21 protein-coding genes, 4 tRNA genes and 1 riboswitch are annotated in these 23,439 nt (G+C 60.5%); of the genes, 10 read left to right on the plus strand and 15 right to left on the minus strand.

The window, feature by feature from the left end; translation table 11 throughout:
- Positions 1–96: 96 nt before the first annotated feature.
- Together JOE62_RS12925 and JOE62_RS12930 are read right to left on the minus strand one after the other, a co-directional pair.
- Positions 97–372: a hypothetical protein gene (locus JOE62_RS12925; RefSeq protein WP_204722654.1), complete on the minus strand. Its 276-nt coding sequence runs from the start codon at positions 370–372 to the stop codon at positions 97–99.
- Positions 373–456: 84 nt separating this feature from the next.
- On the minus strand, positions 457–1,398 hold the full coding sequence (locus JOE62_RS12930; RefSeq protein ID WP_204722655.1) for a DUF2797 domain-containing protein: 942 nt from the start codon (positions 1,396–1,398) through the stop codon (positions 457–459).
- 239 nt (positions 1,399–1,637) lie between these two features.
- On the opposite strand from JOE62_RS12930, the gene JOE62_RS12935 reads away from it, so the two are divergent.
- Complete coding sequence (locus JOE62_RS12935; RefSeq protein WP_338085790.1) at positions 1,638–2,414, plus strand: GTP pyrophosphokinase; 777 nt, start codon at positions 1,638–1,640, stop codon at positions 2,412–2,414.
- A gap of 92 nt (positions 2,415–2,506) precedes the next feature.
- Here JOE62_RS12935 and JOE62_RS12940 read toward each other — a convergent pair.
- Positions 2,507–2,583 (minus strand) — tRNA-Met (locus JOE62_RS12940).
- Between the two features lie 47 nt (positions 2,584–2,630).
- Positions 2,631–2,702: transfer RNA gene (locus JOE62_RS12945), tRNA-Thr, on the minus strand.
- A gap of 530 nt (positions 2,703–3,232) precedes the next feature.
- Here JOE62_RS12945 and JOE62_RS12950 point away from each other — a divergent pair.
- Both JOE62_RS12950 and thiC read left to right on the plus strand, forming a co-directional pair.
- Positions 3,233–3,304 (plus strand) — tRNA-Thr (locus JOE62_RS12950).
- Positions 3,305–3,580: 276 nt separating this feature from the next.
- A riboswitch (TPP riboswitch) is annotated at positions 3,581–3,688 on the plus strand.
- Positions 3,685–5,427 (plus strand): phosphomethylpyrimidine synthase ThiC, encoded by a 1,743-nt coding sequence (gene thiC / locus JOE62_RS12955; protein ID WP_204722656.1) that lies wholly within the window; start codon positions 3,685–3,687, stop codon positions 5,425–5,427. Its footprint overlaps the riboswitch before it by 4 nt.
- Positions 5,428–5,515: 88 nt before the next feature.
- Here thiC and JOE62_RS12960 read toward each other — a convergent pair whose 3' ends face one another.
- A complete protein-coding gene (locus JOE62_RS12960) occupies positions 5,516–7,411 on the minus strand; it encodes a DEAD/DEAH box helicase (protein WP_204723300.1) in 1,896 nt (631 codons plus the stop codon).
- 308 nt (positions 7,412–7,719) lie between these two features.
- Here JOE62_RS12960 and JOE62_RS12965 point away from each other — a divergent pair, with 308 nt between their 5' ends.
- Positions 7,720–8,136 carry a hypothetical protein gene (locus JOE62_RS12965; protein ID WP_204722657.1) on the plus strand — a complete coding sequence of 139 codons (417 nt, stop codon included), beginning with the start codon at positions 7,720–7,722 and terminating at the stop codon, positions 8,134–8,136.
- A 90-nt stretch (positions 8,137–8,226) separates the two neighbouring features.
- Here JOE62_RS12965 and JOE62_RS12970 read toward each other — a convergent pair whose 3' ends face one another.
- Both JOE62_RS12970 and JOE62_RS12975 read right to left on the minus strand, forming a co-directional pair.
- Complete coding sequence (locus JOE62_RS12970; protein WP_128471092.1) at positions 8,227–9,384, minus strand: cystathionine gamma-synthase; 1,158 nt, start codon at positions 9,382–9,384, stop codon at positions 8,227–8,229.
- Between the two features lie 27 nt (positions 9,385–9,411).
- Entirely contained in the window at positions 9,412–10,776 is a 1,365-nt protein-coding gene (locus JOE62_RS12975) for a pyridoxal-phosphate dependent enzyme (RefSeq protein WP_204722658.1), read from the minus strand.
- A 136-nt stretch (positions 10,777–10,912) separates the two neighbouring features.
- Between JOE62_RS12975 and JOE62_RS12980 the strand changes: the two genes are divergently transcribed.
- A complete protein-coding gene (locus tag JOE62_RS12980; RefSeq protein WP_204722659.1) occupies positions 10,913–11,875 on the plus strand; it encodes a DNA-3-methyladenine glycosylase family protein in 963 nt (320 codons plus the stop codon).
- A 25-nt stretch (positions 11,876–11,900) separates the two neighbouring features.
- Here the strand turns inward: JOE62_RS12980 and trxA are convergent, their stop codons facing one another.
- Both trxA and JOE62_RS12990 read right to left on the minus strand, forming a co-directional pair.
- Positions 11,901–12,275, minus strand: a complete 375-nt coding sequence (trxA, locus tag JOE62_RS12985) for a thioredoxin (RefSeq protein WP_204722660.1) — start codon at positions 12,273–12,275, stop codon at positions 11,901–11,903.
- A 139-nt stretch (positions 12,276–12,414) separates the two neighbouring features.
- Positions 12,415–12,496, minus strand: a tRNA-Tyr gene (locus JOE62_RS12990).
- A gap of 182 nt (positions 12,497–12,678) precedes the next feature.
- Here JOE62_RS12990 and JOE62_RS12995 point away from each other — a divergent pair.
- Positions 12,679–13,167, plus strand: coding sequence for a YajQ family cyclic di-GMP-binding protein (locus JOE62_RS12995; RefSeq protein ID WP_038992247.1), 489 nt, complete (start codon positions 12,679–12,681; stop codon positions 13,165–13,167).
- Between the two features lie 118 nt (positions 13,168–13,285).
- On the opposite strand, the gene JOE62_RS13000 is transcribed toward JOE62_RS12995, so the two are convergent.
- Together JOE62_RS13000 and htpX are read right to left on the minus strand one after the other, a co-directional pair.
- Positions 13,286–13,879, minus strand: coding sequence for a magnesium transporter (locus tag JOE62_RS13000; protein WP_204722661.1), 594 nt, complete (start codon positions 13,877–13,879; stop codon positions 13,286–13,288).
- A 180-nt stretch (positions 13,880–14,059) separates the two neighbouring features.
- Positions 14,060–14,938, minus strand: a complete 879-nt coding sequence (gene htpX / locus JOE62_RS13005) for a zinc metalloprotease HtpX (protein ID WP_204722662.1) — start codon at positions 14,936–14,938, stop codon at positions 14,060–14,062.
- 286 nt (positions 14,939–15,224) lie between these two features.
- Between htpX and rarD the strand changes: the two genes are divergently transcribed.
- Positions 15,225–16,115, plus strand: a complete 891-nt coding sequence (gene rarD / locus JOE62_RS13010; RefSeq protein WP_338085791.1) for an EamA family transporter RarD — start codon at positions 15,225–15,227, stop codon at positions 16,113–16,115.
- 95 nt (positions 16,116–16,210) lie between these two features.
- Here the strand turns inward: rarD and gabT are convergent, their stop codons facing one another.
- The 3 genes from gabT to JOE62_RS13025 all read right to left on the minus strand — a co-directional run bounded on the left by gabT (position 16,211) and on the right by JOE62_RS13025 (position 19,515).
- Entirely contained in the window at positions 16,211–17,554 is a 1,344-nt protein-coding gene (gene gabT / locus JOE62_RS13015; RefSeq protein ID WP_204722664.1) for a 4-aminobutyrate--2-oxoglutarate transaminase, read from the minus strand.
- A gap of 207 nt (positions 17,555–17,761) precedes the next feature.
- Positions 17,762–17,905: a methionine/alanine import family NSS transporter small subunit gene (locus JOE62_RS13020; RefSeq protein WP_073705872.1), complete on the minus strand. Its 144-nt coding sequence runs from the start codon at positions 17,903–17,905 to the stop codon at positions 17,762–17,764.
- Between the two features lie 2 nt (positions 17,906–17,907).
- Positions 17,908–19,515 carry a sodium-dependent transporter gene (locus JOE62_RS13025; RefSeq protein ID WP_204722665.1) on the minus strand — a complete coding sequence of 536 codons (1,608 nt, stop codon included), beginning with the start codon at positions 19,513–19,515 and terminating at the stop codon, positions 17,908–17,910.
- A gap of 114 nt (positions 19,516–19,629) precedes the next feature.
- Between JOE62_RS13025 and JOE62_RS13030 the strand changes: the two genes are divergently transcribed.
- Genes JOE62_RS13030 through JOE62_RS13040 form a run of 3 tightly spaced genes read left to right on the plus strand, consistent with a single transcriptional unit; the run spans position 19,630 to position 21,998 of the window.
- A complete protein-coding gene (locus JOE62_RS13030) occupies positions 19,630–21,033 on the plus strand; it encodes a PucR family transcriptional regulator (RefSeq protein WP_204722666.1) in 1,404 nt (467 codons plus the stop codon).
- 18 nt (positions 21,034–21,051) lie between these two features.
- Positions 21,052–21,486 (plus strand): hypothetical protein, encoded by a 435-nt coding sequence (locus JOE62_RS13035; RefSeq protein ID WP_204722667.1) that lies wholly within the window; start codon positions 21,052–21,054, stop codon positions 21,484–21,486.
- A complete protein-coding gene (locus JOE62_RS13040) occupies positions 21,486–21,998 on the plus strand; it encodes an HIT domain-containing protein (RefSeq protein ID WP_204722668.1) in 513 nt (170 codons plus the stop codon). The genes JOE62_RS13035 and JOE62_RS13040 overlap by 1 nt, the downstream gene beginning before the upstream one ends.
- Positions 21,999–22,092: 94 nt before the next feature.
- Here the strand turns inward: JOE62_RS13040 and JOE62_RS13045 are convergent, their stop codons facing one another.
- On the minus strand, positions 22,093–23,190 hold the full coding sequence (locus JOE62_RS13045; protein WP_204722669.1) for a polyprenyl synthetase family protein: 1,098 nt from the start codon (positions 23,188–23,190) through the stop codon (positions 22,093–22,095).
- Positions 23,191–23,439 lie beyond the last annotated feature (249 nt).

Here is a 23,439-nt window from a genome sequence, read left to right on the forward strand (position 1 = left end):
CTCCTGAACGTTGTTGGACGTGGCCGGGCGTGGATGCCGCTGGATACGAAATCCGGGCGCAGCTGCCCGGTCACACTGTGGAATTCTTGCGAGAGCCTAGTTCTGCCCGTCGGCGGGGCGCTTGTTGGCCTGTGGCGCGGCGAGGCCGTTGTCGATGCGCCACTGGCGTGCGTCCTTGGCCCGGACGACCAGGCTGGCGATGTGGCAGAGCATGCCGATGACCATGATGCCGATCGCGATGTAGACCGTGGGCAGGGACGGAATGTTGGCGCCGATGATGGCCAGGATAATGCCCACGCCCATGATCCCCATGGCGGCGAAGACGAGCTTCTTGTAGCGGGGCGAGGCGGATTCCCAAGGAGTGTTGGTCATGGCTCAAGTCTAGTTCAGCCCGGGCCGGGAGCGCTCATTGCCGCCGGGGCATTTCCGCGTGACTCCCCCGACAGCGCTCCGGCCTCAGAACAGGGCGGATTGCTCTTCCTTGAAGTCCCCGCGCTGCTCCACCACCGCGACCTCGCGGGTTTTCAGCTCGGCGGCATCCAGCAAGCGCAGGGTGGTGCCATCGCCGCTGTCGGCGAGGATGCTCTGTCCCAGCACGCCGCGGATGCGCAGGTTCACGGTGCTTCCGGGCAGGGTCGTGGTCCAGGCATGCAGCGCATGCGCATCCCAGGCGCCAATGACCGGGCGGGCGAAGGCCGGCTGCTCCCACAGCTCGTCGCGCAATTGCACGCCAAAGATCTCCATGCCGCGCTGCGCGCCGAGGAAGTCCCTGGCCCGGCCTGCCGCGTCGGCGTTGATCTGATCAAGCTGGGCGTAGTCCAGTTCCCAGCTGGCCAAGCCCTTGACCTTGGACTTCTGCCGCACCTGCTGGCTCAGGCCCACATGCTCGGTAACCAGGTCTTCGATCACCCGGATGGCCGCCCCGTCAGTGGCGCGGGCGACATAGCGCGCAATGACTGCGCCCTGCTGCGCCAGCCGTGTCCATTTGCTCTGGGCCGAGGTGGTGCCGACCTTGGTCACTCCGTGGGCGAAGCTGGCGATATACAAGAAGTGCGGCTGTTCCAGGTACTTGCGTAGGCCTTCGGGGGCTTCGCCGGTCTTGTGGAAATGGTGCATGAACTTCGACTGGTCCAGCCGGCGGCAGCTCTCGCATTGGGTGCCGGTGCGCAGGGCCTTGTTCTTGGGGCATGTCAGCGTATTGCGCGAGCCGTCGGCGTTCATCGTGATGTAGCCCAGGCAGAACTTCAGTTCTCCGATCTCCAGGGCCAGTGAACGCCCCGCTTCCAGGTACTCGGTCCCCCAGGTTTCGCCGCTGCGCAGCCGGAGCATCGGAGCGGGTTCGTGTTCTGCGAAGCTGATGCCGTGGCATAGCTGCCGGGTAGCTGAAGCGAATTCCATCAGGACCTTTCTGAAGTTTCACCTCCAACGATAGTTCACTGCAGAGGGCCAGGTCCGGTGGGCAGGTTGGCCGATTCGCAAAGTCCGAAAGTTAGCTGGACGAATTCCCGTTTGGTTCTGGCCTAATTCTTAGGAGATGCCCTTAGGCTGAAACTGCACCGGAAACGTACCGCGGACCGGGCCACAATCTGTTGAGGTGATCCAGGATTTCAGTCCCATTTGATGACGAGACGCGTGCAGTGGCAATCACGGCTGCTGGAACTACCCCGTCCCCGGCCGAGTTGCAGCGATTGACGAAGGCCTTCCACCACGATTTCCAGCGCTTCATGATGGAATACCAGTTTGCGGTGGACGAAGTGCTGACCAAGGTCTCGATCTTGCGTGAAGAGTTCTTGTACTTGCACAAATACAATCCAATCGAGCACGTCAGCTCCCGGGTGAAAACTCCGGAGAGCATCATGCGCAAGGTTGCCCGCCGGGCCATCGCGCCGTCCCTTACTGCCATACGCGAGAACATCAGCGATATTGCGGGTGTGCGCATTACCTGCAGTTTCGTCAAGGACATCTATAAGGTCCTGAACACCTTGACCGCTCAAAATGACCTGAAGGTCATCCAGATCAAGGATTACATCAAGAACCCGAAGCCAAGCGGCTATAAAAGTGTCCATGCAATTGTGCAAATTCCGGTCTTCTTATCCGACGGCCCTGTCGACGTCGTAGTGGAGTTGCAAATCCGCACGATCGCCCAGGATTTCTGGGCAAGCCTGGAGCATAAAATTTTCTACAAGTACGAGGGGGAGGTTCCAGAACATCTAGTACAGGAGCTCGCCGATGCGGCAGCTGTTGCAACGAAACTCGATATGCAAATGCAACGCTTGCATACCGAAGTACACGGCCATGATGCCAATGATGCAGCAGGACAAGAGACGAATTTCGATACGAAGGCCTTCCAGGGACTGCTCTCGCTGGCACAGCAAGCCAGCACAAGGAGCCCTGAAAAGGGTGCGGACAACTAAGCGTTATTGGCTTCGAAACGACGGGTCCCTGAAGACCGCTTCGAACCCGGAAACCAAAAAAGATCCTCAGCCGAAGCCGAGGATCTTTGATTTGGTAGCGGCGCCGGGACTCGATCCCGGGACCTCACGATTATGAGTCGTGCGCTCTAACCAGCTGAGCTACGCCGCCACAAGTGAGAAACAATCCAGTAGAAGCCAAGAAAGCTTCTCACTCAGAGCCCCCTGCCGGAATCGATCCGGCGACCTCGTTCTTACCAAGAACGCGCTCTACCACTGAGCTAAGGGGGCAACGAGTAAATACTCTACACGCATTTCCCGGCAAAGAAAAATCGGCAAACCGACCTGGAAAACACCCCGAAATTTCCATAAAACCACTAGTCAAATTGAGATTAGCCACTCACCATAGACCTTCAAGGACGAAGACTGGGACAAAAGGCGCTCGGGTGACGATGCTCACTGAGGTGTCCCTTGTGGTCAATCGCGGATTCGACCAGACTCGCAGGATAAGATCCCGCGACACTTTCCCTCGTGGCAGAACCACAGACCTCCCACGCAAAACACAGGAGGCTCAACTCCCCCAGTCCCTCGACCCTGGGATTATGGATTGCCTGGAAGGGCATCTGGCATCCGGTGCGCGGAGTCGCCACAACGCGCCGCGAAAGTAATCCAGGAAGCATGAAGCAAGCTCTCACGCGCACGGAATTCACCTAGGCAACCCGACTCCCATTTCCGTCTTGATTAGGAATATTGTGACGTCAGCAACAAATCCCCGGGGGATTTTGCAAACCTCGAAAACCTGTGTAAAGTATTTACCTGTTGCCCCCTTAGCTCAGTGGTAGAGCGCGTTCTTGGTAAGAACGAGGTCGCCGGATCGATTCCGGCAGGGGGCTCGCAATGAGAGAAGCAATCTGATTCCAGATTGCTTCTCTTTTCGTTTATCTGCCGCTCTTAGTGCCCCATCGCGCGGCCATCGCCTCAGCCTTCGCCCGCGCTGCTTCGCCAGTCTTCTGCCACGCCGTCTTCCCCAGATTCCCGATTCGCGCTGCAAGAGGCTGATCGCTTGTACAAGCTAGCTCCTGCCGCCGGGCCAGTGCCCGCATCCTGAATTGCTGTCACCCTTCTGACCACTGGATTTGCGTTTCCTCCTCCCAAGCGTGCTATGTTGTTCGCGACCACACGGGTGCCCTGGCAAGGGCTGAGATCGGGCTATCGCCGTCCGCGACCGTTGAACCTGTCCGGGTCATGCCGGCGAAGGAAGTGAGTTTCCCCAGTGGAACAATTTGAACAGCACCCTGCCCACACCCTTGCCTACCGCGAATCTGCGGGAATTTCTGTTCCCGTCACGCAGATCCATCTGGCAGACTCTCCCAATGGAAAGCCCAACGAGCCGCTGTCGGTGTATCGGACCAGCGGACCGGGAAGCGAACCGACCCAGGGCTTGCCGCCCTTCCGCGAGCAATGGATCCTGGAGCGCGGGGATGTGGAGGCTTACGCAGGCCGCGAGCGCAATCTGCACGACGACGGGCGCTCGGCGGTCCGCCGCGGCACGGCCAGCGCGGAATGGGCTGGACGTTCAGCCCCTCCGCTGCGGGCCGTTGGCGGAGCGCGCGTAACGCAGATGCACTATGCACGTGCCGGGATCATCACCCCGGAAATGCGCTATGTGGCGCTGCGCGAGGAATGCGATGTAGAACTGGTGCGCAGCGAGCTCGCGGCCGGACGAGCCATCATCCCGGCGAACATCAACCACCCGGAATCCGAGCCGATGATCATCGGCAAGGCGTTCCTGGTCAAGATCAATGCGAATATCGGCAACTCGGCGGTGACCAGCTCCATCGCAGAAGAGGTCTCCAAGCTCCAATGGGCCGCCAAATGGGGTGCCGACACGGTGATGGACCTGTCCACCGGAGATGACATCCACACCACCCGAGAATGGATCATCCGCAACTCCCCCGTGCCCATCGGCACCGTGCCGATCTACCAGGCGCTGGAGAAGGTCAATGGCGAAGCCAACAAGCTGACCTGGGAGATCTTCCGCGACACTGTCATCGAGCAGTGCGAGCAGGGCGTGGACTACATGACCATCCATGCTGGCGTGCTGCTGCGCTACATCCCACTGACCGCCAACCGGGTTACCGGCATGGTTTCACGCGGCGGGTCCATCATGGCCGGATGGTGCCTGGCGCACCACCAGGAGAATTTCCTCTACACCCACTTCGATGAGCTGTGCGAGATATTCGCGCAGTACGACGTCGCCTTCTCGCTGGGCGACGGGCTGCGCCCGGGCTCCATTGCGGACGCAAACGACGCAGCCCAGTTCGCCGAGCTGGACACGCTGGCCGAGTTGACCAAGCGCGCCTGGCACTACGACGTGCAGGTGATGGTCGAGGGACCGGGGCATATCCCGTTCCATCTGGTGCGCGAGAATGTGGAGCGCCAGCAGGAATTGTGCGACGGGGCCCCGTTCTACACCTTGGGCCCGCTGGTCACCGACATCGCGCCGGGCTACGACCACATCACCAGCGCCATCGGTGCCACGGAGATCGCCCGCTACGGTACCGCAATGCTCTGCTATGTCACGCCCAAGGAGCATCTGGGGCTGCCCAACCGGGATGACGTGAAGACCGGCGTGATCACCTACAAGATCGCGGCTCACGCGGCAGATCTGGCCAAGGGGCATCCGGGTGCCACGGCCCGTGATGATGCGCTGAGCAAGGCTCGTTTCGAATTCCGCTGGAATGACCAGTTCGCGTTATCCCTAGACCCGGTCACCGCGCAGGAATTCCATGACGAGACTCTGCCGGCCGAGCCGGCGAAGACCGCACACTTCTGTTCCATGTGCGGGCCGAAATTCTGCTCCATGCGCATTTCCCAGGACATCCGCGACGAATACGGCTCGGCCGAGGCACAAGCGGCCTTGGCCGGGATGGCGCAGAAGAGCCGGCAGTTCCTGGAAAGCGGCGGCACGGTCTATCTCGGGGATGAGATTCCGGTAGGGACCCCTGCCGAATAATTAGCCCGGCATGCGATAACGCCCTTGGAGCAAGCTTTCGGCTTGCCCCAAGGGCGTTATCCAGTGCTACTCAGCTGTAGCTGCAGGCTTAGTAGTCGCGACGTCCACCGCTGCGGTTCGATTCGCTGTAGCGGTCCTTGCCGCCGCGTCCGCCACCGAATCCGCCACGGCCGCCATTGCGTCCGCCACCGAATCCACCACGGCCGCCATTGCGTCCGCCACCGTAGCCGCCACGGCTACCACGGAAACCTCCGCGGTCGCCATCGTCATCACGGCGCGGGCTGCGGCCATTGTCGAGCTGGAGATCGATGGCTTCGCCGCCGATGCGCGTCTTGGAAAGTGCACGCCACTGGTCCTTGCTCAGCTCTGCTGGCAGCTCCACCAGGGTGTGGTCCGATCGGATGTCGATGCCGCCGATTTCCGAAGAATCGAAGCCGCCCTCGTTGGCCAGTGCGCCAACGATCGAGCCTGGCTGAACGCGGTTGCGGCGGCCAACTGCCAGACGGTACATGGCGTTGCCCTCGGCAGCGGTCTTGCGGGCACGTGGACCGCGCTCACCGCGTTCGCCACGCTCCGGGCGATCCATGCGGGCCTTCTTCGCAGGCGACATGACCGGCTCGGTCATCAGCAGCGGGCGTCCGCCCTGGGCCATCAAAGCCAGTGCAGCCGCGATTTCGAGGTGGTCCAGGTCCTCGTGCTCGGCAGCGAACTTCTCCACGATCTCGCGGAAAGTAGTCAGGTCCTGGCCGCTGATGGTCTTGTCGATGCGGTCGGTGAACTTCTGGATGCGGCGGTCGTTGACCGAATCCAGCGACGGCAGCTGCATCTGGGTCACCGGCTGGCGGGTCGCCTTCTCGATGGCACGCAGCAGGTACTTCTCGCGCGGGGTCATGAACAGGATTGCGTCGCCCTTGCGGCCGGCACGGCCGGTGCGGCCGATGCGGTGCACGTAGGACTCGGTGTCATGCGGGATGTCGAAGTTGATCACGTGCGAAATTCGCTCGACGTCCAGGCCGCGGGCTGCCACGTCGGTAGCCACCAGGATGTCGATCTTGCCCGAGCGCAGGTTCTCGACGGTGCGCTCGCGCTGCTGCTGCGGGATGTCGCCGTTGATGGCGGCGGCGGTGAAGCCGCGGGCCTTGAGCTTGTCGGCCAGGTCTTCGGTAGCCATCTTGGTGCGCACGAAGGTGATCACGCCGTCGAATTCCTCGGATTCGAGGATGCGGGTCATGGCGTCAAGCTTGTGCGCGCCCATGACCTGCAGGAAGCGCTGGGTGATGTTGGTACCGGTGGACTGCTTGGACTTCACGGCAACTTCCTGCGGGTTGCGCAGGTATTCAGAGGCGATGCGGCGGATGGTGCGCGGCATGGTGGCCGAGAACAGGGCAACCTGCTTCTCTTCCGGAGTCGCTTCGAGGATCTTGTCGACCTCTTCGGCAAAGCCCATGCGCAGCATTTCATCGGCCTCGTCCAGCACCACGTACTGCAGGTTCGACAGGTCGAGGGAACCCTTGTTGATATGGTCGATCACACGGCCTGGGGTGCCCACGACTACCTGTGCGCCACGGCGCAGGCCGTTGAGCTGCGGGCCGTATGGGGAGCCGCCGTACACTGGCAGAACGGTGAAGTTCGGCAGGTACTTGGCGTAGGAGGTGAAGGCCTCGGCGACCTGGAGGGCCAGCTCGCGGGTTGGAGCCAAGACCAGGATCTGCGGGGTCTTGGCTGGGCCATTGGTGTCAGCCAGTTCGGCCATGCGGGACAGGGCAGGCAGTGCGAAAGCAGCGGTCTTGCCGGTACCGGTCTGGGCCAGGCCGACAACGTCGCGGCCTTCGAGGAGCAGTGGAATGGTCGCTGCCTGGATTGGCGATGGCTTCTCGTAGCCAAGGTCGGCAAGCGATGCAAGCACGCGGGCATCCAGGCCAAGCTCGGAGAAGAGCACGGTTGGCTCTTCCGGGGTCTGGTTGTCGTTGGTGTTTACGGGCATGTCAGAAGACACGAAGAATTACCTCATTCGTTTGGGGATAGGCCTTGGCCGTCCCCAAAGAAACGACGTATAGGCTGCACAGTCAGATACAAGTCACGCTCATCAAGCGCTCCCCTATGACATAAAGACCCGCACACACTTTGCGGAAAATACAACACGAGAAGGCTCCAACCTCAAAAATTGGGCTGGATGCGAGAGGGATACCCTGATGTTCGCGAACACTTAATGCTAGCTTGAACGGCACTGAGTTGTCAGTGTCGAAGCCGTGTGAGATCGGGCACCGCGACAGAGCACGTAGGGTTAAGCACGTGAAGAAACCTCTTTTTCCAAGGCGTCCCAATGAGCCCACCCCCGGCGGACTGTTCGTCGCCCAAATGCTCTGGTTCCTGGCCGGAGTGCTTTTTCTCGGCTTTGGCGGCTTCCTGGCCTATGAGCAGAGCCGGGATTCCACACTGGATTTCGGCAGCATTGCGCTGATGGTCTTTTTCGCCGCAGCGGGCATCGCCTGCGGCGTGCTGGGATACCGGCTGTTCACCGGCGACCGGGCAGCGCGCGCCCAGCTGTCCTGGCTGGGACTGATTGCCGCACTGCCGCTGCTGCTGCGGTTCGGACGCTACTCGCTGCTGGCGGCCATCATCATGTTCAGCGTGGTGCTGATGTGGATGCCGGCGAGCAACAGGTACTTCAAGATCGTCGATCCCAAGCCGGCCAAGCGCCGCCGGTAGCCGAACCGGAACCCGGTTCAATGCACGAAAGACCTGGGTTCTGCTGCCCTTGGCGGGCAGCAGAACCCAGGTCCTTTGCGTTATGCGCATTTACAGGTTGGTGAAGGCCTTCTCCAGATCTTCGATCAGATCTGCCGGATCCTCGATGCCGACCGACAGGCGCAGCAGGTTCACTGGCACTGCCAGCTCGGTGCCCTTCACCGAAGCGTGGGTCATCTCCGATGGATAGTTCATCAGCGACTCGATGCCACCCAGGGATTCAGCCAGGGTGAACAGCTTGGTGCTCTCGGCAATCTTGCGGGCCGCCGATTCCCCGCCCTTGAACTGGACGGAGACCATGCCGCCGAAGCCGGACATCTGCTTCTTGGCGATCTCGTGGCCCGGGTGGTCTTCGAAGCCCGGATAGAGCACGCGCTCGACTTCGCTGCGTTCGCGCAACCACCCGGCAACCTGTGCGGCGTTCTCCGAGTGGGTGCGCATGCGCACGCCCAGAGTCTTCAGGCCGCGGGTGGTCAAGAACGCATCCATTGGGCCCGAAACAGCGCCCACTGCGAACTGGATGAAGCCGATCTTCTCGGCCAGCTCGGCGTCCTTGACGATCACCGCACCGCCCACCACGTCGGAGTGGCCGCCAATGTACTTGGTGGTCGAGTGCACCACGATGTCTGCACCCAGTGTCAACGGCTGCTGCAGGAACGGGCTGGCGAAGGTGTTATCCACGACCAGCAGTGCGCCGGCGGCGTGGGCAATCTGAGCGACCTTGGCGATGTCGGTGATCTTCATCATCGGGTTGGACGGGGTTTCCACCCACACCAGCTTCGCCTTGTTCTTCTCGATGGCAGCGGCCAGGGCCGCCTCGTCACCCATGTCCACCGGGGTGTTGCCGATGCCCCATGCACCCAGGACGCGGTCAATCAGGCGGAAGGTTCCGCCGTAGGCGTCGTTGCCCAGCACGATGTGGTCGCCCGGGCGCAGGATTGCGCGGATCAGCGAATCCTCGGCGGCCAGGCCCGAGCTGAAGGAGAAAGCGTGGTTGCCGAATTCGGCGCCGGCCAGCTGCGCCTGCAGCGAGTCGCGGGTCGGGTTGGTGCCGCGGCCGTACTCGTAGCCGTTGCGCAGGCCGCCAATGCCGTCCTGCGCGTAGGTGGACGAGAAGTGCAGCGGCGGAACTACCGCGCCGGTAACCGGTTCGAATTCCTGGCCCGCGTGGACAAAGCGGGTGTTTGCGCCCTGATGGTTTTCAGTCATCGATATCAATCCTTTGTGGTGAAGTCTCTAGCGGGTGGTGTAGGCCAGAAGGTCGGCTGCGGTGGCCGCGGCAATCACTTCGCCGCCCTTGGTCAGCAGCACGGCCGGGTGGCTCTTGAGCAAGTCTTGCGCATGCTCCGGGGTGTCTGCGGTGCCAATGAATGGCATTGCCAGGTCGCCCAGATCTGCCAGCGTGCTGGTTGGTTCTGCACCGGCCAACAGCGCGTCGGTGATGTCGCTGGCACCGATTACGCCGCGGATCTCGCCGATTCGCGCAGGCAGTGGTGCAGTGGCTACGACCAGCGCGTCATCGCCCTGCTCGCGCAGCGCCTTGGCCGCCTCGGCCAGGGTAGTGTCCAATGGCACTGTCGCGGTGCCTTGCTTGGCCAGCGCCTCGCCGATGAAGTCCAGCGCGGAGTATTCATCGGTGGTGAAACCCTGGTCCAGCATCCACTGGTCGTTGAAGATCTTGGCCAGGTAGCCGCGGCCGCCATCCGGTGCGATCACGACAACCACGTCGTCTTCGCCCAGATCCTTGGCGACGCGCAACGCGGCGACGACAGCCATGCCCGAGGAACCACCCAGCAGCAGGCCCTCTTCCTTGGCCAGACGGCGGGTCATCTCAAATGCTTCGGCATCGGTGACCGGCTCCACGGCATCCGGCACCGAGGGGTCATAGTTTCCCGGCCACATGTCTTCGCCGACGCCTTCGACAAAGTAGGGGCGTCCGGTGCCGCCGGAGTAGACCGAGCCATCCGGGTCAGCGGCGATGATCTTCACCGGGCCGGAAGCGCGGTCAGCGGAGATCTGCTTGAGGTAGCGTCCGGTGCCGGTGATGGTGCCGCCGGTTCCTGCGCTGATGACCGCATGGGTCAGCTTGCCGTCGGTGTCATTCCAGATTTCCGGGCCGGTGGTCTCGAAGTGGCTGTCAGGCGCTCCCGGGTTGGAGAACTGGTCGGGCTTGTATGCGCCATCGATTTCGGTGACCAGGCGGTCGGATACGCCGTAGTAGGACTCGGGGGAATCCGGAGCCACCGCGGTTGGGGTAACTACTACCTTGGCACCGTAGGCGCGCAGCACGTCGCGCTTTTCCTCGCCGACCTTATCGGGGGTGACGAAAATGGTGTTGTAGCCCTTGAGCTGGCCTACCATCGCCAGGCCGACGCCGGTGTTGCCGCTGGTCGGTTCCACGATGGTTCCACCAGGCTTGAGCTGGCCGGATTCCTCGGCACGCTCGACCATTTTCAATGCGATACGGTCCTTGATGGAACCGCCCGGATTCAGGTACTCGAGCTTCACCAGTACGGTGGCTGTGATCCCGTCGGTGACTCGGTTGAGCTTCACCAAAGGGGTATTGCCGATCAGGTCTAGAACTGTGGACGCATACTTCATGTCAAGAACTTTACCGGCGGATGTCATACATGTCGTTCCGAGGCGTAGCGAAACGTCACGCAGTGGACGCACGCTTTTCTCTGGTGATAGGGATACCGTCCAGGAATCCCGGGGGCAAAGTTATAGGATGCGTTTCATGGAGAAGTCGTTGAGCGCCAGCTACGATCCGCAGCGTCCGGTGGCCTTGCCCAAATCCTTGGGCATCTTGCGTCGCGGCCTGGGCGATCCGACGATCCGCCTGTCGCAGACCGAGGCGTGGTTGGCCTTTGCGACGCCGCTAGGGGATGCAACTTTGCATATTCATAAGCCCTCCCCGAGCTCGCCAGCCGCATTGCAGGCCTGGGGTCCTGGCGCCCAGTGGGCCATGGAATCGGCACCGAACTTGCTGGGTGCGAAAGATGACTGGACCGATTTCGACGCGGGAGTCAAAGAAGGCAAGTTCCCGGAGATCATCGCGCGTTCCCGCTTCGAGCATCCTGATTTCGTTCTGCCCAGCACCGGCAGGATCTTCGAGCACGTGGCCGGGGCGATTCTGGAACAGCGGGTCACCGGGATCGAAGCGAATTACGCGTGGCGCTGGCTGATCCGCCATCTGGGCCACCGGGCACCTGGCCCGGCGCCCGAGGACCTGATGATTTTCCCCGGTCCGCAGAAATTGGCAACGATGAAGCGGTGGGACTGGCAAGCAGCGCGTGTTGAGGGGCAACGGGCTACCACGATGGCGCGTGTGGTGCGGGTTGCCAGCAGCTTGCAGTGGTGGGCGGATAAGCCGATAAACCAACCAAAGCCCGCGGCAATGGCACCGGGAACCCTGGAAGCGGCGATGGCGTCGGTGCCGGGCATCGGACCATGGACCATTGCCGAGACGCTGCAGCGTTCCCATGGATCTGCTGATCACATTTCCGTCGGAGATTTCCATCTGGCAGATTTCGTTGGCCAGGTGCTGGCCGGTTCGAGAATCAGCGATGCGCAGATGCTTGACCTGCTGGCGCCCTATGCCCCGCATCGGCAACGCGTGGTCCGTTTGCTGCAGCTTTCAGGGCAGAGAAAACAAAGCTTCGGGCCCCGATACGCACCGCTGGATCACCGGCGGCGGTAAGGGGGCCCGAAGTTTCTGGGAATTCCTAGGAGTCTGCCTGCGCGGCTTCCTCTGCGATCTGCTTATGCACTTCGCTCATGTCAATGCCCTTGACGGCGGTAACAAGGTCTTCGAGCTGGGTCTGGTTCAGCGCACCAGCCTGCGAGAACACGAGGACGTTCTCGCGGAACGCCATGATGGTCGGGATCGAGGTGACGTTCGCAGCGCGGGCCAAGCCCTGTTCCGCTTCGGTATCCACCTTGGCAAATACTACGTCGGTGAACTTCTCGGAGGTCTGCTCGTACACCGGCGCAAAATTGCGGCATGGACCGCACCAGGCAGCCCAGAAGTCCACCAGGACGATGTCGTTCTCATCAATCAGCTGCGCGAATTCGTCTTCGCTCACATTTTTCGTTGCCATGGTTATACGGTAGCCGATCCTTATTTGAAATACGTAGAAAGGTGATCTTGGTTGAGCACGGGAATAAAACCAACCCGATGGCCGCGTAAGTTCTCCGTATGCAAAAACTCCCGGATCCTGGGATCCGGGAGTTATTTTGTGGCAGATACTGGATTCGAACCAGTGAAGGCGTTGCCAGCTGATTTACAGTCAGCCCCCTTTGGCCACTCGGGTAATCTGCCGAGTATGTTCGCTTCAAGAACATTTGCTCTTGTCGGAACGAGAAATAACTCTACAGGAGTTTTCCGGCGTTGTGAAATCGGGAGGGGTATTTTTGCTGTAAGCCTGATCACACCCCGAATTTGAAGGTTAATACCGGTAGGCTATGAAGCGAATCAGACCCGTTTCAACTAGGAGTATTCACATGGCTAGTGATTCCACATTCGACGTCGTAAGCAAGGTTGATAGCCAGGAAGTCGCCAACGCGATGAACCAGGCCCAGAAGGAAATCGCCCAGCGCTACGACTTCAAGGGCGTAGGCGCTGAAATTGACTTCAGCGGCGAGAAGATCCTGATGAAGGCCAACTCGGAAGAGCGCGTCAACGCTGTGCTGGATGTTTTCCAGTCCAAGCTGGTCAAGCGCGGCATTTCACTGAAGTCGTTGGATGCCGGTGACCCATTCGCTTCGGGCAAGGAATACCGCATCGAAGCAAGCATCAAGGAGGGCATTGCCCAGGATGTCGCCAAGAAGATCAACAAGTTGATCCGCGATGAGGCGCCTAAGGGCGTCAAGTCCACCATCCAGGGCGACGAGCTGCGCGTTTCGTCCAAGTCTCGCGATGATCTTCAGGCCACCATGGCTCTGCTGCGCGACTTCGAGGAAGCAGACCTGCAGTTCGTGAACTTCCGGTAGGGCACATCTCAGCCTGCTAGAAGTACTTCGCAAGAGCCGAGGGCTGTCACCCATCCGTGGTGGATGGGTGACAGCCCTCGGCTCTTTGCTGGATTACCGAAAACTCTCGTCCGACTGCTCAACGTATCCGTTTGCCATCGCCTTTGCGTTTTTGCGCCTTGGCCTCGTCACGGGCCTTCTTCTTGTAGTACCTGTCGCGGGTCCTGTCCCTGGCACGACGCTTGATCTCCTCCACATCGTCAGCAAAATGCTCCTTCGTCATTGCCTTGAATTCATCGAACGTGGCCTGCTCTTCTTCAGGGGTCGGCCCAGGAATCCAACTTTTCATCCAGAGCAACTCTGCCAAATTGCACATGGCTACGGCCGCCGTCACCACTGCGCTAGCGATGATTGAACGGTCGAGTGCGAAAGAAGCAACAAAACTGATCACAATGGACGCAGTGAATGGCAGAAAAACATAGGCAAACCCGCCGGGATTGGACCTGCGTTCGCGGAGGACGATGGGCCGCTCAATGACTGCGCCTACAACCTCGGATATGACAAATGCAAGAACAAGCGAGACCGCGATCCTGTCAAAGGTCACGTCGACATCGATAAACAGTGTGATTATCCACGCGAGCAGGAGGGCAACAGCTCCCTTTACAACCCCCGTTGTCAACCGGCCAGCAATCGCATCGCCCAGCGTAGGAAAACGGATTTCGCCGTCCGTCATTTTTCTTTCTCCTCGTGGTCTGTTGATGAGAAGCATGCCGCGATCACGGTTCTGGGTTAACGCCTTTCAGGCTTCCCCCAGGGCTTCAACTTCCCGCAGACGCGAGTCTCCGATCGCCCGTAGAGCACTGCTACAACAGGTCGATCCGCAGGAGCGGTCACCTGCTCCAGCGCATTCGGCTTAGTACCCGCGGCCGCCGGCCATTGCTTCAAGCCGCGCGATGCGATCTTCCATCGGAGGGTGGGTGGAGAACATGCGCTTCAGGCGCGAACCGAAAGGGTTCGCGATCATGAGGTGCGAGCTGTTGACCAGCTTCTGGTCATTCGACGCCAGCGGAGCGTGGGAGATCCCCGATTCCAATTTGCGTAGCGCGCTTGCCAGTGCCAGCGGATCGTTGGTCAGCTTGGCACCATCTTCATCGGCATCGTATTCGCGGGTACGACTCACGGCCATCTGGATGATGGACGCAGCCAGCGGTGCCAGCAGCGACAACGCAATCAATGCGATCGGGTTCACCCCGCGGTTGTCATTGCTGTTGCCGCCTCCGAAGAACATCAGGAACTGCGCCACCGAAGTGATCACGCCGGCAATTGCCGCGGCGACCGACGAGGTGAGGATGTCCCTGTTGTAGACGTGCATCAGTTCATGGCCCAGCACACCGCGCAATTCGCGTTCATTTAGCAGCTGCAAGATGCCTTCGGTGCAGCACACCGCCGAGTTCTGCGGGTTGCGACCGGTAGCAAAGGCGTTCGGCGAGGTAGTTGGCGAAACATACAGGCGCGGCATCGGCTGCTGCGCGTTCATCGACAGCTCGCGCACGATGCGGTACATTCCCGGTTGTTCCGCTTCGCTGACCGGGTAGGCATGCATTGAGCGCAAGGCCAGCTTGTCGCTATTCCAATAGCTGTAGGCAGTACTTGCGAGGCCAATCAGGGCGAAGATCCAAATGAACATCGAACGGCCGGTACCCGCGGAAATCAGCGAACCGATGGCCAGCAGCAGGGCGAACATCCCGCCCATCAAAAAGGCGGTCTTGAGTCCGTTGTTATGTCCATGCACGGCGATGCACTCCCTCAATGAAGCAAACCAAGTTGGTGTTCTCTAGTCTAGTCAACGACTGGAAATCCAAATATGTTCCGGTGAGAAGATCACATCGGCGCACCCGGTTGCAGGCATCCGCAGGGCAGGGGAATATACCGGGAGGCTGGACGTTGTAGTTTTAAGATGCGGTGCCACAGTTTATTTCCGGCTGGTCCGCTCCCCCGCCCTATTGCGATTCTGAAAGTGTGCGCCCTGCATGTCCTTAAGTACTGCCAAACCGATCCGTTCAGAACATAGTTATGGGTTGATCCAAGGCACCTCCGCATACCTGATTTGGGGCATGCTCCCGGCCTACTTCTTATTGCTGCCTGCCATCTCGGCATTCGAATTCGTTGCCGTCCGGGTTATCTTCTCGCTGGTTTTCTGCCTGCTTCTGCTGGCGTTCACCCGCCAGTTCAAGGGGTTCCTGGCCATGTTCAAGGATTCCACAGCCATGTGGCAGTTGGGACTGGCCAGTGTGCTGATCGCGGCCAACTGGACCCTCTATGCGCTGGCAGTCTTGACCGGGCATGTGCTGGAAGCATCGCTGGGCTACTTCATCAACCCGATTGTGGCGATCTTGCTGGGCGTCGTTGTTTTGAAGGAAAAATTGTGTCGCCTGCAGTGGATCGCAGTCGGCGTAGCCACTGTTGCCGTGATGGTCCTGACCGTCGGTCTGGGGCGGGTTCCATGGATTTCCCTCGGGCTGGCCTTCTCCTTTGGCTTCTATGGTCTGGTGAAGAACAAAGTAGGCCAAAGCGGCACCGCCTTGGGATCCTTGACCATTGAAACCGTCTGGCTGACCCCGCTGGCCTTTGGCTATCTGATCTGGCTGGCTGCTGCCGATCAGTCGGCACTGTTCTCGGCTGACGTTCCGGGTCTCCTGCTCCTGGCCGGAAGCGGCATCATCACCGCTGTTCCACTGTTGCTCTTCGGGGGTGCGGCACGCCGTTTGCCTTTGAGCACGCTGGGCTCGCTGCAGTTCCTCGCCCCGCTTTTGCAGTTCATCTTGGGCTTATTGGTCTTCGGCGAGCACATGCCATTCGAACGCTGGGTTGGCTTCGCTCTGGTATGGGTTGCAGTCATCTTCGTGCTCGTGGACATGATGCGGATTCCACGCACTGGATCCATGCCCGAACCAAAGAGGCTGGGCTGAGCGCCAATTGGCATGAGCACTGATTAAGCGAAAGCCTCGAATCTCCGAAAAGGAGATTCGAGGCTTTCGCCGTGCTCGGCCTAGAACGCGGCTGCTTAGGCGACAGCCTTGCGGATGGCATCTTCCAGCACGTTAAAGGCATCTTCGAGCAGCTCGTCGCCAATGACCAGCGGCGGCAGCAGACGCACCACGTTGCCGTAGGTGCCGCAGGTCAGGATCAGCACGCCCTGGGCCAGGCACTCGTCGGCAATGGCCTTGGTCAGTGCGGCATCCGGCTCCTTGCCCCCGGCCTTGACGAATTCCATCGCGACCATGCCGCCACGGCCACGGATGTCGCCCAGTTCCTTGATCTCTTTCTGCAGCGCTCCGAAACGGGTGAAGAACTTCTCTTCGATCTGCCGGGCGCGGCCCGCCAGGTCCTGCTCTTCCATGAACTTGATGGATTCCAGGGCTGCGGCCACTGCTACCGGGTTGCCGCCGTAGGTGCCGCCCAGTCCGCCGCCGTGCACCGAGTCCAGCAGTTCGGCGCGGCCGATGATGCCCGACAGCGGCATGCCACCGGCAATGCCCTTGGCCAGGGTGACGATATCAGGCTCGATGCCCTCGATATCCGACGCGAACCATGCGCCGGAGCGGGCAAAGCCTGCCTGGACTTCGTCGGCAATGAAGACGATGCCGTTTTCCTTGGCCCACTCGGCAATGCGCGGCAGGAAGCCTGTGGCTGGAACAATGAAGCCGCCCTCGCCCTGGATCGGTTCGATGATGATCGCCGCGATCTGGTCGCCACCGATCTGCTTCTCCATGGCCAGGATGGCGCGCTCGGCAGCTTCCTTGCCGGAGATGTTCGGGTTTTCCTCGCGGAACGGGTAGCTCATTGGCATGCGGTAGATCTCCGGTGCCAGCGGTCCGAAGCCGCGCTTGTATGGGGCTGCCTTGGCGGTCAGACCCATAGTGAGGTTGGTACGGCCATGGTAGGCGTGGTCGAAGGCGACCACTGCCTGGCGGCCGGTGGCAATGCGGGCGACCTTGATGGCGTTCTCTACCGCTTCGGCACCGGAGTTGAAGAAGACCGCACGCTTCTCGAAGTTGCCCGGGGTGATGGCGGCGAGCTTCTCGGCCAGCTCGATGTAGTTCTCGTACGGGGCGACCATGAAGCAGGTATGCGTAAAGCGGGCCGCCTGCTCGGCGACGGCCTTGGCTACCGCCTGATTCGAAGCGCCAACGGTGGTCACCGCGATGCCGGATCCCAGGTCGATCAGCTGGTTGCCGTCGACATCGACAATGATGCCGCCATCCACCTCTGCGGCGTATACCGGTAGGCTGGATGCTACGCCTGCGGCAACTGCCTTGGCCCGGCGTGCGGTCAGTTCCTGCGACTTCGGGCCGGGGAACGGACCGTTGATCTTGCGCTTCTGATCAATGCGGTAGGTAACGTCCATGTGCTTGTCCTTCCAGAACTTGTTGGTGAGCTCGCTTGCCCAGTTTTCTCTATAACTAGAGAGTATTCTCCTGGCCACCAGCGGACTACGCTGAATGGCACAACGCATTCCGTGTCGCCTAGTGCATTTGCACAAGAAAGAGGCCTCTGCGTTCCAAGCCGTAGCTTGAAGCGCAGAGGCCTCTAATCCTGATGCTGCGTACAGGTTCTAGTTTCCTGCCGAGCCAGCTGGCTCAATCACATCGTCGTCCTGCTTTTCAGGATGACGACTCAGGTTGATCAGCGAGACGGCCAGGCCGCCCCAGATGGTGAGCATGGAGATAATCATGAAGACAATCGCGATGGCACTCATGGCTAGTACTCCTTTCCAGCGACTTCAGGAACTTCCTCGGCCTCGACATTCGCACGATGCTGGTCGAACTCGGGGTCATCGATCTTCGAGTTCTTGCTCCATGGAATCAGCGAGAGCACGATCGCGCCAACGATCAGCGCACCGGCCATGCCCCAGCCGAAGATGCCGTTGAACCAGACAGGGTAACCGCTGTAGGACTCGGCCATCTTGCTTTGCAATTCGTTGATCAGCATGTAGCCCAAGGCTGCTGGTCCGATGCCACCAACGAGGACCTTCCAACCGGTTCCCAGCTTGATGGAACTATGGCGGTTCAGGTGCTTGGCCAGCTTCGGCAGCATGCCCAGGCCGGCACCGAAGACGATCACGAGTACCAAGGCGCAGGCCAGGATGCCGAACTGGTTGACGAAGGCATCCATAGTGTCCAGCAGATACAGGCCAGTGGTGGTCGGGAACAGCACCAGCGAAATCACTGCAACCGGAATGCCCACGACCAGGGTCGCTGGGACGCGCTTCCAGCCCAGCTTGTCCTGGAATGCCGCCACGATCACCTCAAGAATGGAGATCAGCGAGGTCAGGCCTGCGAAGACCAGCGAGCCGAAGAACAGCACACCGATCAGCGAGCCCAGCGGCGCTTCGGACACGATGGTCGGGAAGGCAATGAAAGCCAAGCCGATGCCGGAGGTGGCAACCTCGTCCACGGCGCTGCCGGCGTTGTAGGCCATGAAGCCCAGAGCGGCGAAGACGCCGATGCCTGCCAGCAGTTCGAAGCTGGAGTTGGCGAAGGCGACAGCGTAGCCCGAACCGGTCAGATCGCTCTTGCGCTTCATGTAGGACGAGTAGGTCACCATGATGCCGAAGGCAACGGACAGCGAGAAGAAGATGTGCCCGAAGGCTGCAGCCCACACCGCTGGGTTGGACAGTGCCGCGAAGTCCGGGGTGAAGAAGGCATTCAGGCCATCGATGGCCCCTGGCAGGAAGACCGACTGGACGACCAGGATCAGGAACATCACGATGAGCAGCGGCATGAAGACCGCGTTGGCTCGGGAAATGCCCTTGTTCACGCCGGCGACCATGATCACGATGGTGACCAGCCAGACGAAGAACATCGGGATGAAGATGTTGCCCACGAAGTCGAACCCGAGGTTGACGTTGTCCGAGACCTTGAGGAAGTCGTTCATGAAGAAGCCGGAGGCGCCGTCTGCGTTCGTTTCCCATGCCTTGGTGATAGAGAACCAGCAGTACATGGCGGCCCAGGCAATGATGGCCGCGTAGTAGATGGCGATGATGAAGCAGATCAGTACCTGCCACCAACCCAGGACCTCAGCCTTGCGGTTAGCCCGGCGGTAAGCCAGCGGGGCGGAGCCGCGGTAGCGGTGGCCGATCGAGTAGTCGAGGAACAGCAGCGGGATGCCGGCGCAGAGAATTGCGACCAGGTACGGGATCAAGAATGCGCCGCCGCCGTTTTCGTAGGCGACATAGGGGAAACGCCAGATGTTTCCCAGACCAACGGCCGAACCAATCGCTGAGAGGATGAACAACTTTCGGGAGCTGAAAGTCTCACGCTTCTCTGTTGCGAGTGGAGCGCCCTGCGATGAAGATGGAGTGCTCATGTGTCTAAGCTACTGCAAAACTTTCACATTGTGGTCATGTCTAGAGCTTGCGTGTCCACATTTTGAGCATTTTGCTAAATCGGGAACTTTTCGCGTTCCCACTAGAATGACTATATGGCAATTAGTTTACGCGGTCTTCTGGAACATGACGAGCTCGATCTTCGGCCGCTAACTGAAAACAGTCACCGCGATGGCATGGTCATCACCTGGGGTGCGGTGACCGAGCTGCTCGACCCGTCTCAGTTCTTGACCGGACGCGAAATTGTCTTGACTACTGGCGTTCGCCAGAAAAACAAAGCCGCGCAACGGCAGTTCGTCAATGTCCTTGCGGCCAATGATGCCGTAGCTTTGGGTTTTGGTACAGGCCTGGAGCACGATTCAGTACCGCAGGCGACCGTCGACGCCGCCCGAGAAGTAGGACTTCCCGTCTTCGAAGTTCCCTATCAGATACCTTTTGCGGCGATCACCCGGCTGATCGCCGAAGCACTGAATGCTGATCATCTCAAGCGCGTTGAAGGCCTGCTGAAGTCCCACCAGAAGCTGGCCCAGACACTGCTCTCCTCGGATCTTGACAGCATGCTCGAGGAACTCGAACGCATGCTCGGCACCCAGGTGGCGCTGACACTGCACGGAGAAGTGATCAGCGGCAACTATGATCCGGCGCAGTCCTGGCATGAACGCCCCGTGGCCACCGGGCTGCGCGACAAGTGCACCCTGCATATTGCCGAACCCTACGTCCACCAGCAAGTAGTCGACTACGCGCAGTCGCTGATCGGACTGGAACTGGCCAACAAGTCCCGGCTACGCGCTTCGCAGCGCCACGCCAACGGCCAAGTGCTCGAAGACCTCGCCGGCGGCGCCCTGGTCGGCGCCGATGCGGCTGCACGCCTGGGCGCTCTGGGCTTGAACACCCAGCGCGAGCACTCGGTCGTCCTGGTGCAGGCGCCAAGCCAGATCGAGCGCTTGCAAACCCTGCCGCTGCCTTCCGATCTCTCCTCGCAGGTTTCGGCGATCATCGATGGCCGATTGGCAATCATCGTTGCGCATAGCAAGGTGCAGCTGTCGGTCAAGCACCTCGATGAGTATCTGCTCGCGGCCGGCATTCCGGCGCGCGTGGGCTACGGCGGACGCTACCCGAATACCACAGGCATCCGCTGGAGCTACTTCGAGGCCCTGGAGTCATTGCGCCACGGCGAACGGGTCAACGAGCCCACCAAGCTGTCACTCACCTCGCTCCTGCTCGCCGCCCACGATGTTCCCCTGCAGGATTTGGCCATCGAAGCGCTGGGGCCGCTGCAGGAGTTCGATGCCTCCCACGATTCCGACCTGTTGCTGACGTTGAGCGAGTATCTCAACCGCGATGGCTCGGTGGGCGCGGTGGCAGAGTCCATGGGCCTGCACCGCAACACGGTGCGCTACCGGATCCAGCAGATTTCAGACCTTTCCGGCTACGACCCGAATGTGACTAGCGACCGAGTCCAGCTCTGGATCGCGTTGAGCGCCCTTGAGCTGGGCTAATCTCGATAGGATAAAGACATGGCAGACATGTTTCTAGAGAAGTTCTGTTCCCTGGTTCCCAAGTACTTGGAAGACCAGTGGAACGAGGCCGATGGCCTGAGCGCCGAAGAATTGCGCGAAGGGCTGGCGCAGTCCGAGGTGCCAATTCCCTTCGTCCTTGAAGAGTTCTATCGTGCGCTGGGCAATAATGAAGATTTCATGGAGGTCTACCACTACTTCTTCGATCCGGAAGAACTGGAAATCGAAGACGGCTACCTCTTGTTCCTGGAAGACGAGGAAGAGAAGTTCGTCTGGGGCTTCAAGGCGTCCCAGCTCGATGTTCCCGATCCAATCGTCTACCGCCGCAACAATGCCAAGGGCAAATGGACCAGCGAGGAAGGCACCTTCAGCGAATTCACCCTGGACATGTTCGCCTGGATCTTCGAAGAGCTGGCCGCCGAATTGGAGGACTAGTGCTCCACCGTTCCCATGAACCAGCCAATTACGCGTGCCCTTTCTGCGAGCTGGTCAACGACCTGCCCTTCAGCCAGGACAACTTGTGCGCGCCCACAGATCTGATCTATCAGACCGAACTTGTGGCAGCGATCATGGCTTGTGATGGGTTCGGGAACTACGGCGGTCATGTGATGATCATTCCTACCGCGCATCTGGAGGCGCTCTATGACCTCGATGAGGCCACTGGTGCCGCGGTCATGCGCGAGACCAAGCGCGTCGCCTTGGCGATGAAGCTGGCCTGGGATCCGGAAGGCACGAGTACCCGGCAGCATAATGAGCCGGCGGGCAATCAGCACGTGTGGCATTATCACCAGCATGTTTTCCCGCGCTACGCCGATGACGAGCTCTATCGGCAGCTGCGCCACCGGGTTTCAATCCAGGAGCGGGCGAGCAAAGCGGAACAGCTGCGCCAGGCGCTCTTCTCCCCCGATCATCCGCAGCCGCTAACCTGCGAGGATATCGTCAGATAAGCAGGAGCATGCACGTGGGCAGAAGCAGGCCCGGAGCACAAGGAAACCCCGGAAGGCTTTCGCAGTCTTCCGGGGTTTCCTTGTTCAATCCCGTCTAGGCTTCGCGGGTAACCACCGCATCGGCGAAAGAGATCAGCGCCTGCTTCACGGTGCCCTCCGGCAGCGGAGCCAGGACGGCAATCGCATCATCGGCCCACTTGCGCGCGGCCTTCCAGGCATCGTGGATTGCCGGATGGGCGGTCACGGCTTCTACAGCGGCCGCCAGGGCTTCATCGCTGGTCAGGTCCGCATCGACCAGTTCGACAGCCTGCTGTGCTTGGGTATCGCCGTCCGCAGCCGCCTGGCGAAGCAGCAGAATCGGCAGGGTCGGCACGCCTTCGCGCAAATCAGTGCCCGGAGTCTTGCCCGAATCGGCTTCCTTGGATGCCAGGTCAATCACGTCATCGGCGACCTGGAAGGCAATGCCAACCTTCTCGCCGTACTCGCGCAGCACCTCGATGTAGTCAGGGGCGCCACCGAAACGCGCGCCGAAAGCACCGGAGGTCGAAAGCAGCGATGCGGTCTTGTCGCTGATCACCTGGATGTGGTGCTCGATGGCATCGTCGCCCTCGCGAGGGCCGATGGATTCATGCAGCTGTCCCAGGCACAGGCGTTCGAAGGTGCGTGATTGCCACATGACTGCTTCTGGGCCCAACTCGGAGCCGAACACCGAGGCACGGGCGAAGATCAGGTCGCCTGCGAGAATGGCAACGGAGTTTCCCCACACTTCGTGTGCGGTCGGTGCGCCGCGGCGCATCGGAGCGGAGTCCATGACGTCATCGTGGTACAAAGTGGCCAGGTGGGTGAGTTCCACGACAGCCGCCGCCTTGATGACCTCATCGTTGACGCCATCGCCGAGCAGGGAGGTCAGCAGCACCAGCAACGGGCGTACGCGCTTGCCCCCGGCCTCGACCAGGTGGCGGCTGGATGCGTCAATCAAGGGATCGGAGTTGGCCAGCGCGTCACGCAGCAGCTTCTCCACCTTTGCCATGCCCATGGAAATAGCCGGACCGAAGTCCGGATCCTCGGCCAGCAAAGCGAAGCCCGAGGGAAGATTGATGGCCGCAGCTAATGCAGCGGTTTCAGGATTCAGCTCAATCGAGTCGGACACGTCATGTCCGGCTGCGGTCCAGTTGCTCTTCGAATCAGTCACTGTTCTACGGCTTACTTATCTTTCATCGGGTTGGCCATCGCGGTGTGCGAAGGCAATCTTGCCTGCAAGATGCACGCAAACATCTCTTCACTCTAGCCGATGCTTTCCACTGCATATTGCTGGCATGGCCGGAGCCGGGCCTACCGGTCTGGTACCAGCGACCTGAGAGGTCGATTTAGAGTTTACCGGGTTCCCCCTGCAGTTCTCACCCGACCCGGCCGATCTCACAGGGGTGACCACAGACACCCG

Origin of the sequence: Glutamicibacter nicotianae (assembly GCF_016907615.1) — a bacterium.
In the GTDB taxonomy this organism is placed as follows: Bacteria; Actinomycetota; Actinomycetes; order Actinomycetales; family Micrococcaceae; genus Glutamicibacter; species Glutamicibacter nicotianae.

Excerpts from the sequence above, each read along its gene's own strand:
- JOE62_RS12925 (WP_204722654.1), bottom strand. The coding sequence starts at position 372 with ATGACCAACACTCCTTGGGAATCCGCCTCGCCCCGCTACAAGAAGCTC.
- JOE62_RS12930 (WP_204722655.1), bottom strand. The coding sequence starts at position 1,398 with ATGGAATTCGCTTCAGCTACCCGGCAGCTATGCCACGGCATCAGCTTC.
- JOE62_RS12960 (WP_204723300.1), bottom strand. The coding sequence starts at position 7,411 with ATGCCCGTAAACACCAACGACAACCAGACCCCGGAAGAGCCAACCGTG.
- JOE62_RS12970 (WP_128471092.1), bottom strand. The coding sequence starts at position 9,384 with ATGACTGAAAACCATCAGGGCGCAAACACCCGCTTTGTCCACGCGGGC.
- JOE62_RS12975 (WP_204722658.1), bottom strand. The coding sequence starts at position 10,776 with ATGAAGTATGCGTCCACAGTTCTAGACCTGATCGGCAATACCCCTTTG.
- JOE62_RS12980 (WP_204722659.1), top strand. The coding sequence starts at position 10,913 with ATGGAGAAGTCGTTGAGCGCCAGCTACGATCCGCAGCGTCCGGTGGCC.
- trxA (WP_204722660.1), bottom strand. The coding sequence starts at position 12,275 with ATGGCAACGAAAAATGTGAGCGAAGACGAATTCGCGCAGCTGATTGAT.
- JOE62_RS12995 (WP_038992247.1), top strand. The coding sequence starts at position 12,679 with ATGGCTAGTGATTCCACATTCGACGTCGTAAGCAAGGTTGATAGCCAG.
- JOE62_RS13000 (WP_204722661.1), bottom strand. The coding sequence starts at position 13,879 with ATGACGGACGGCGAAATCCGTTTTCCTACGCTGGGCGATGCGATTGCT.
- gabT (WP_204722664.1), bottom strand. The coding sequence starts at position 17,554 with ATGGACGTTACCTACCGCATTGATCAGAAGCGCAAGATCAACGGTCCG.
- JOE62_RS13020 (WP_073705872.1), bottom strand. The coding sequence starts at position 17,905 with ATGAGTGCCATCGCGATTGTCTTCATGATTATCTCCATGCTCACCATC.
- JOE62_RS13025 (WP_204722665.1), bottom strand. The coding sequence starts at position 19,515 with ATGAGCACTCCATCTTCATCGCAGGGCGCTCCACTCGCAACAGAGAAG.
- JOE62_RS13030 (WP_204722666.1), top strand. The coding sequence starts at position 19,630 with ATGGCAATTAGTTTACGCGGTCTTCTGGAACATGACGAGCTCGATCTT.
- JOE62_RS13035 (WP_204722667.1), top strand. The coding sequence starts at position 21,052 with ATGGCAGACATGTTTCTAGAGAAGTTCTGTTCCCTGGTTCCCAAGTAC.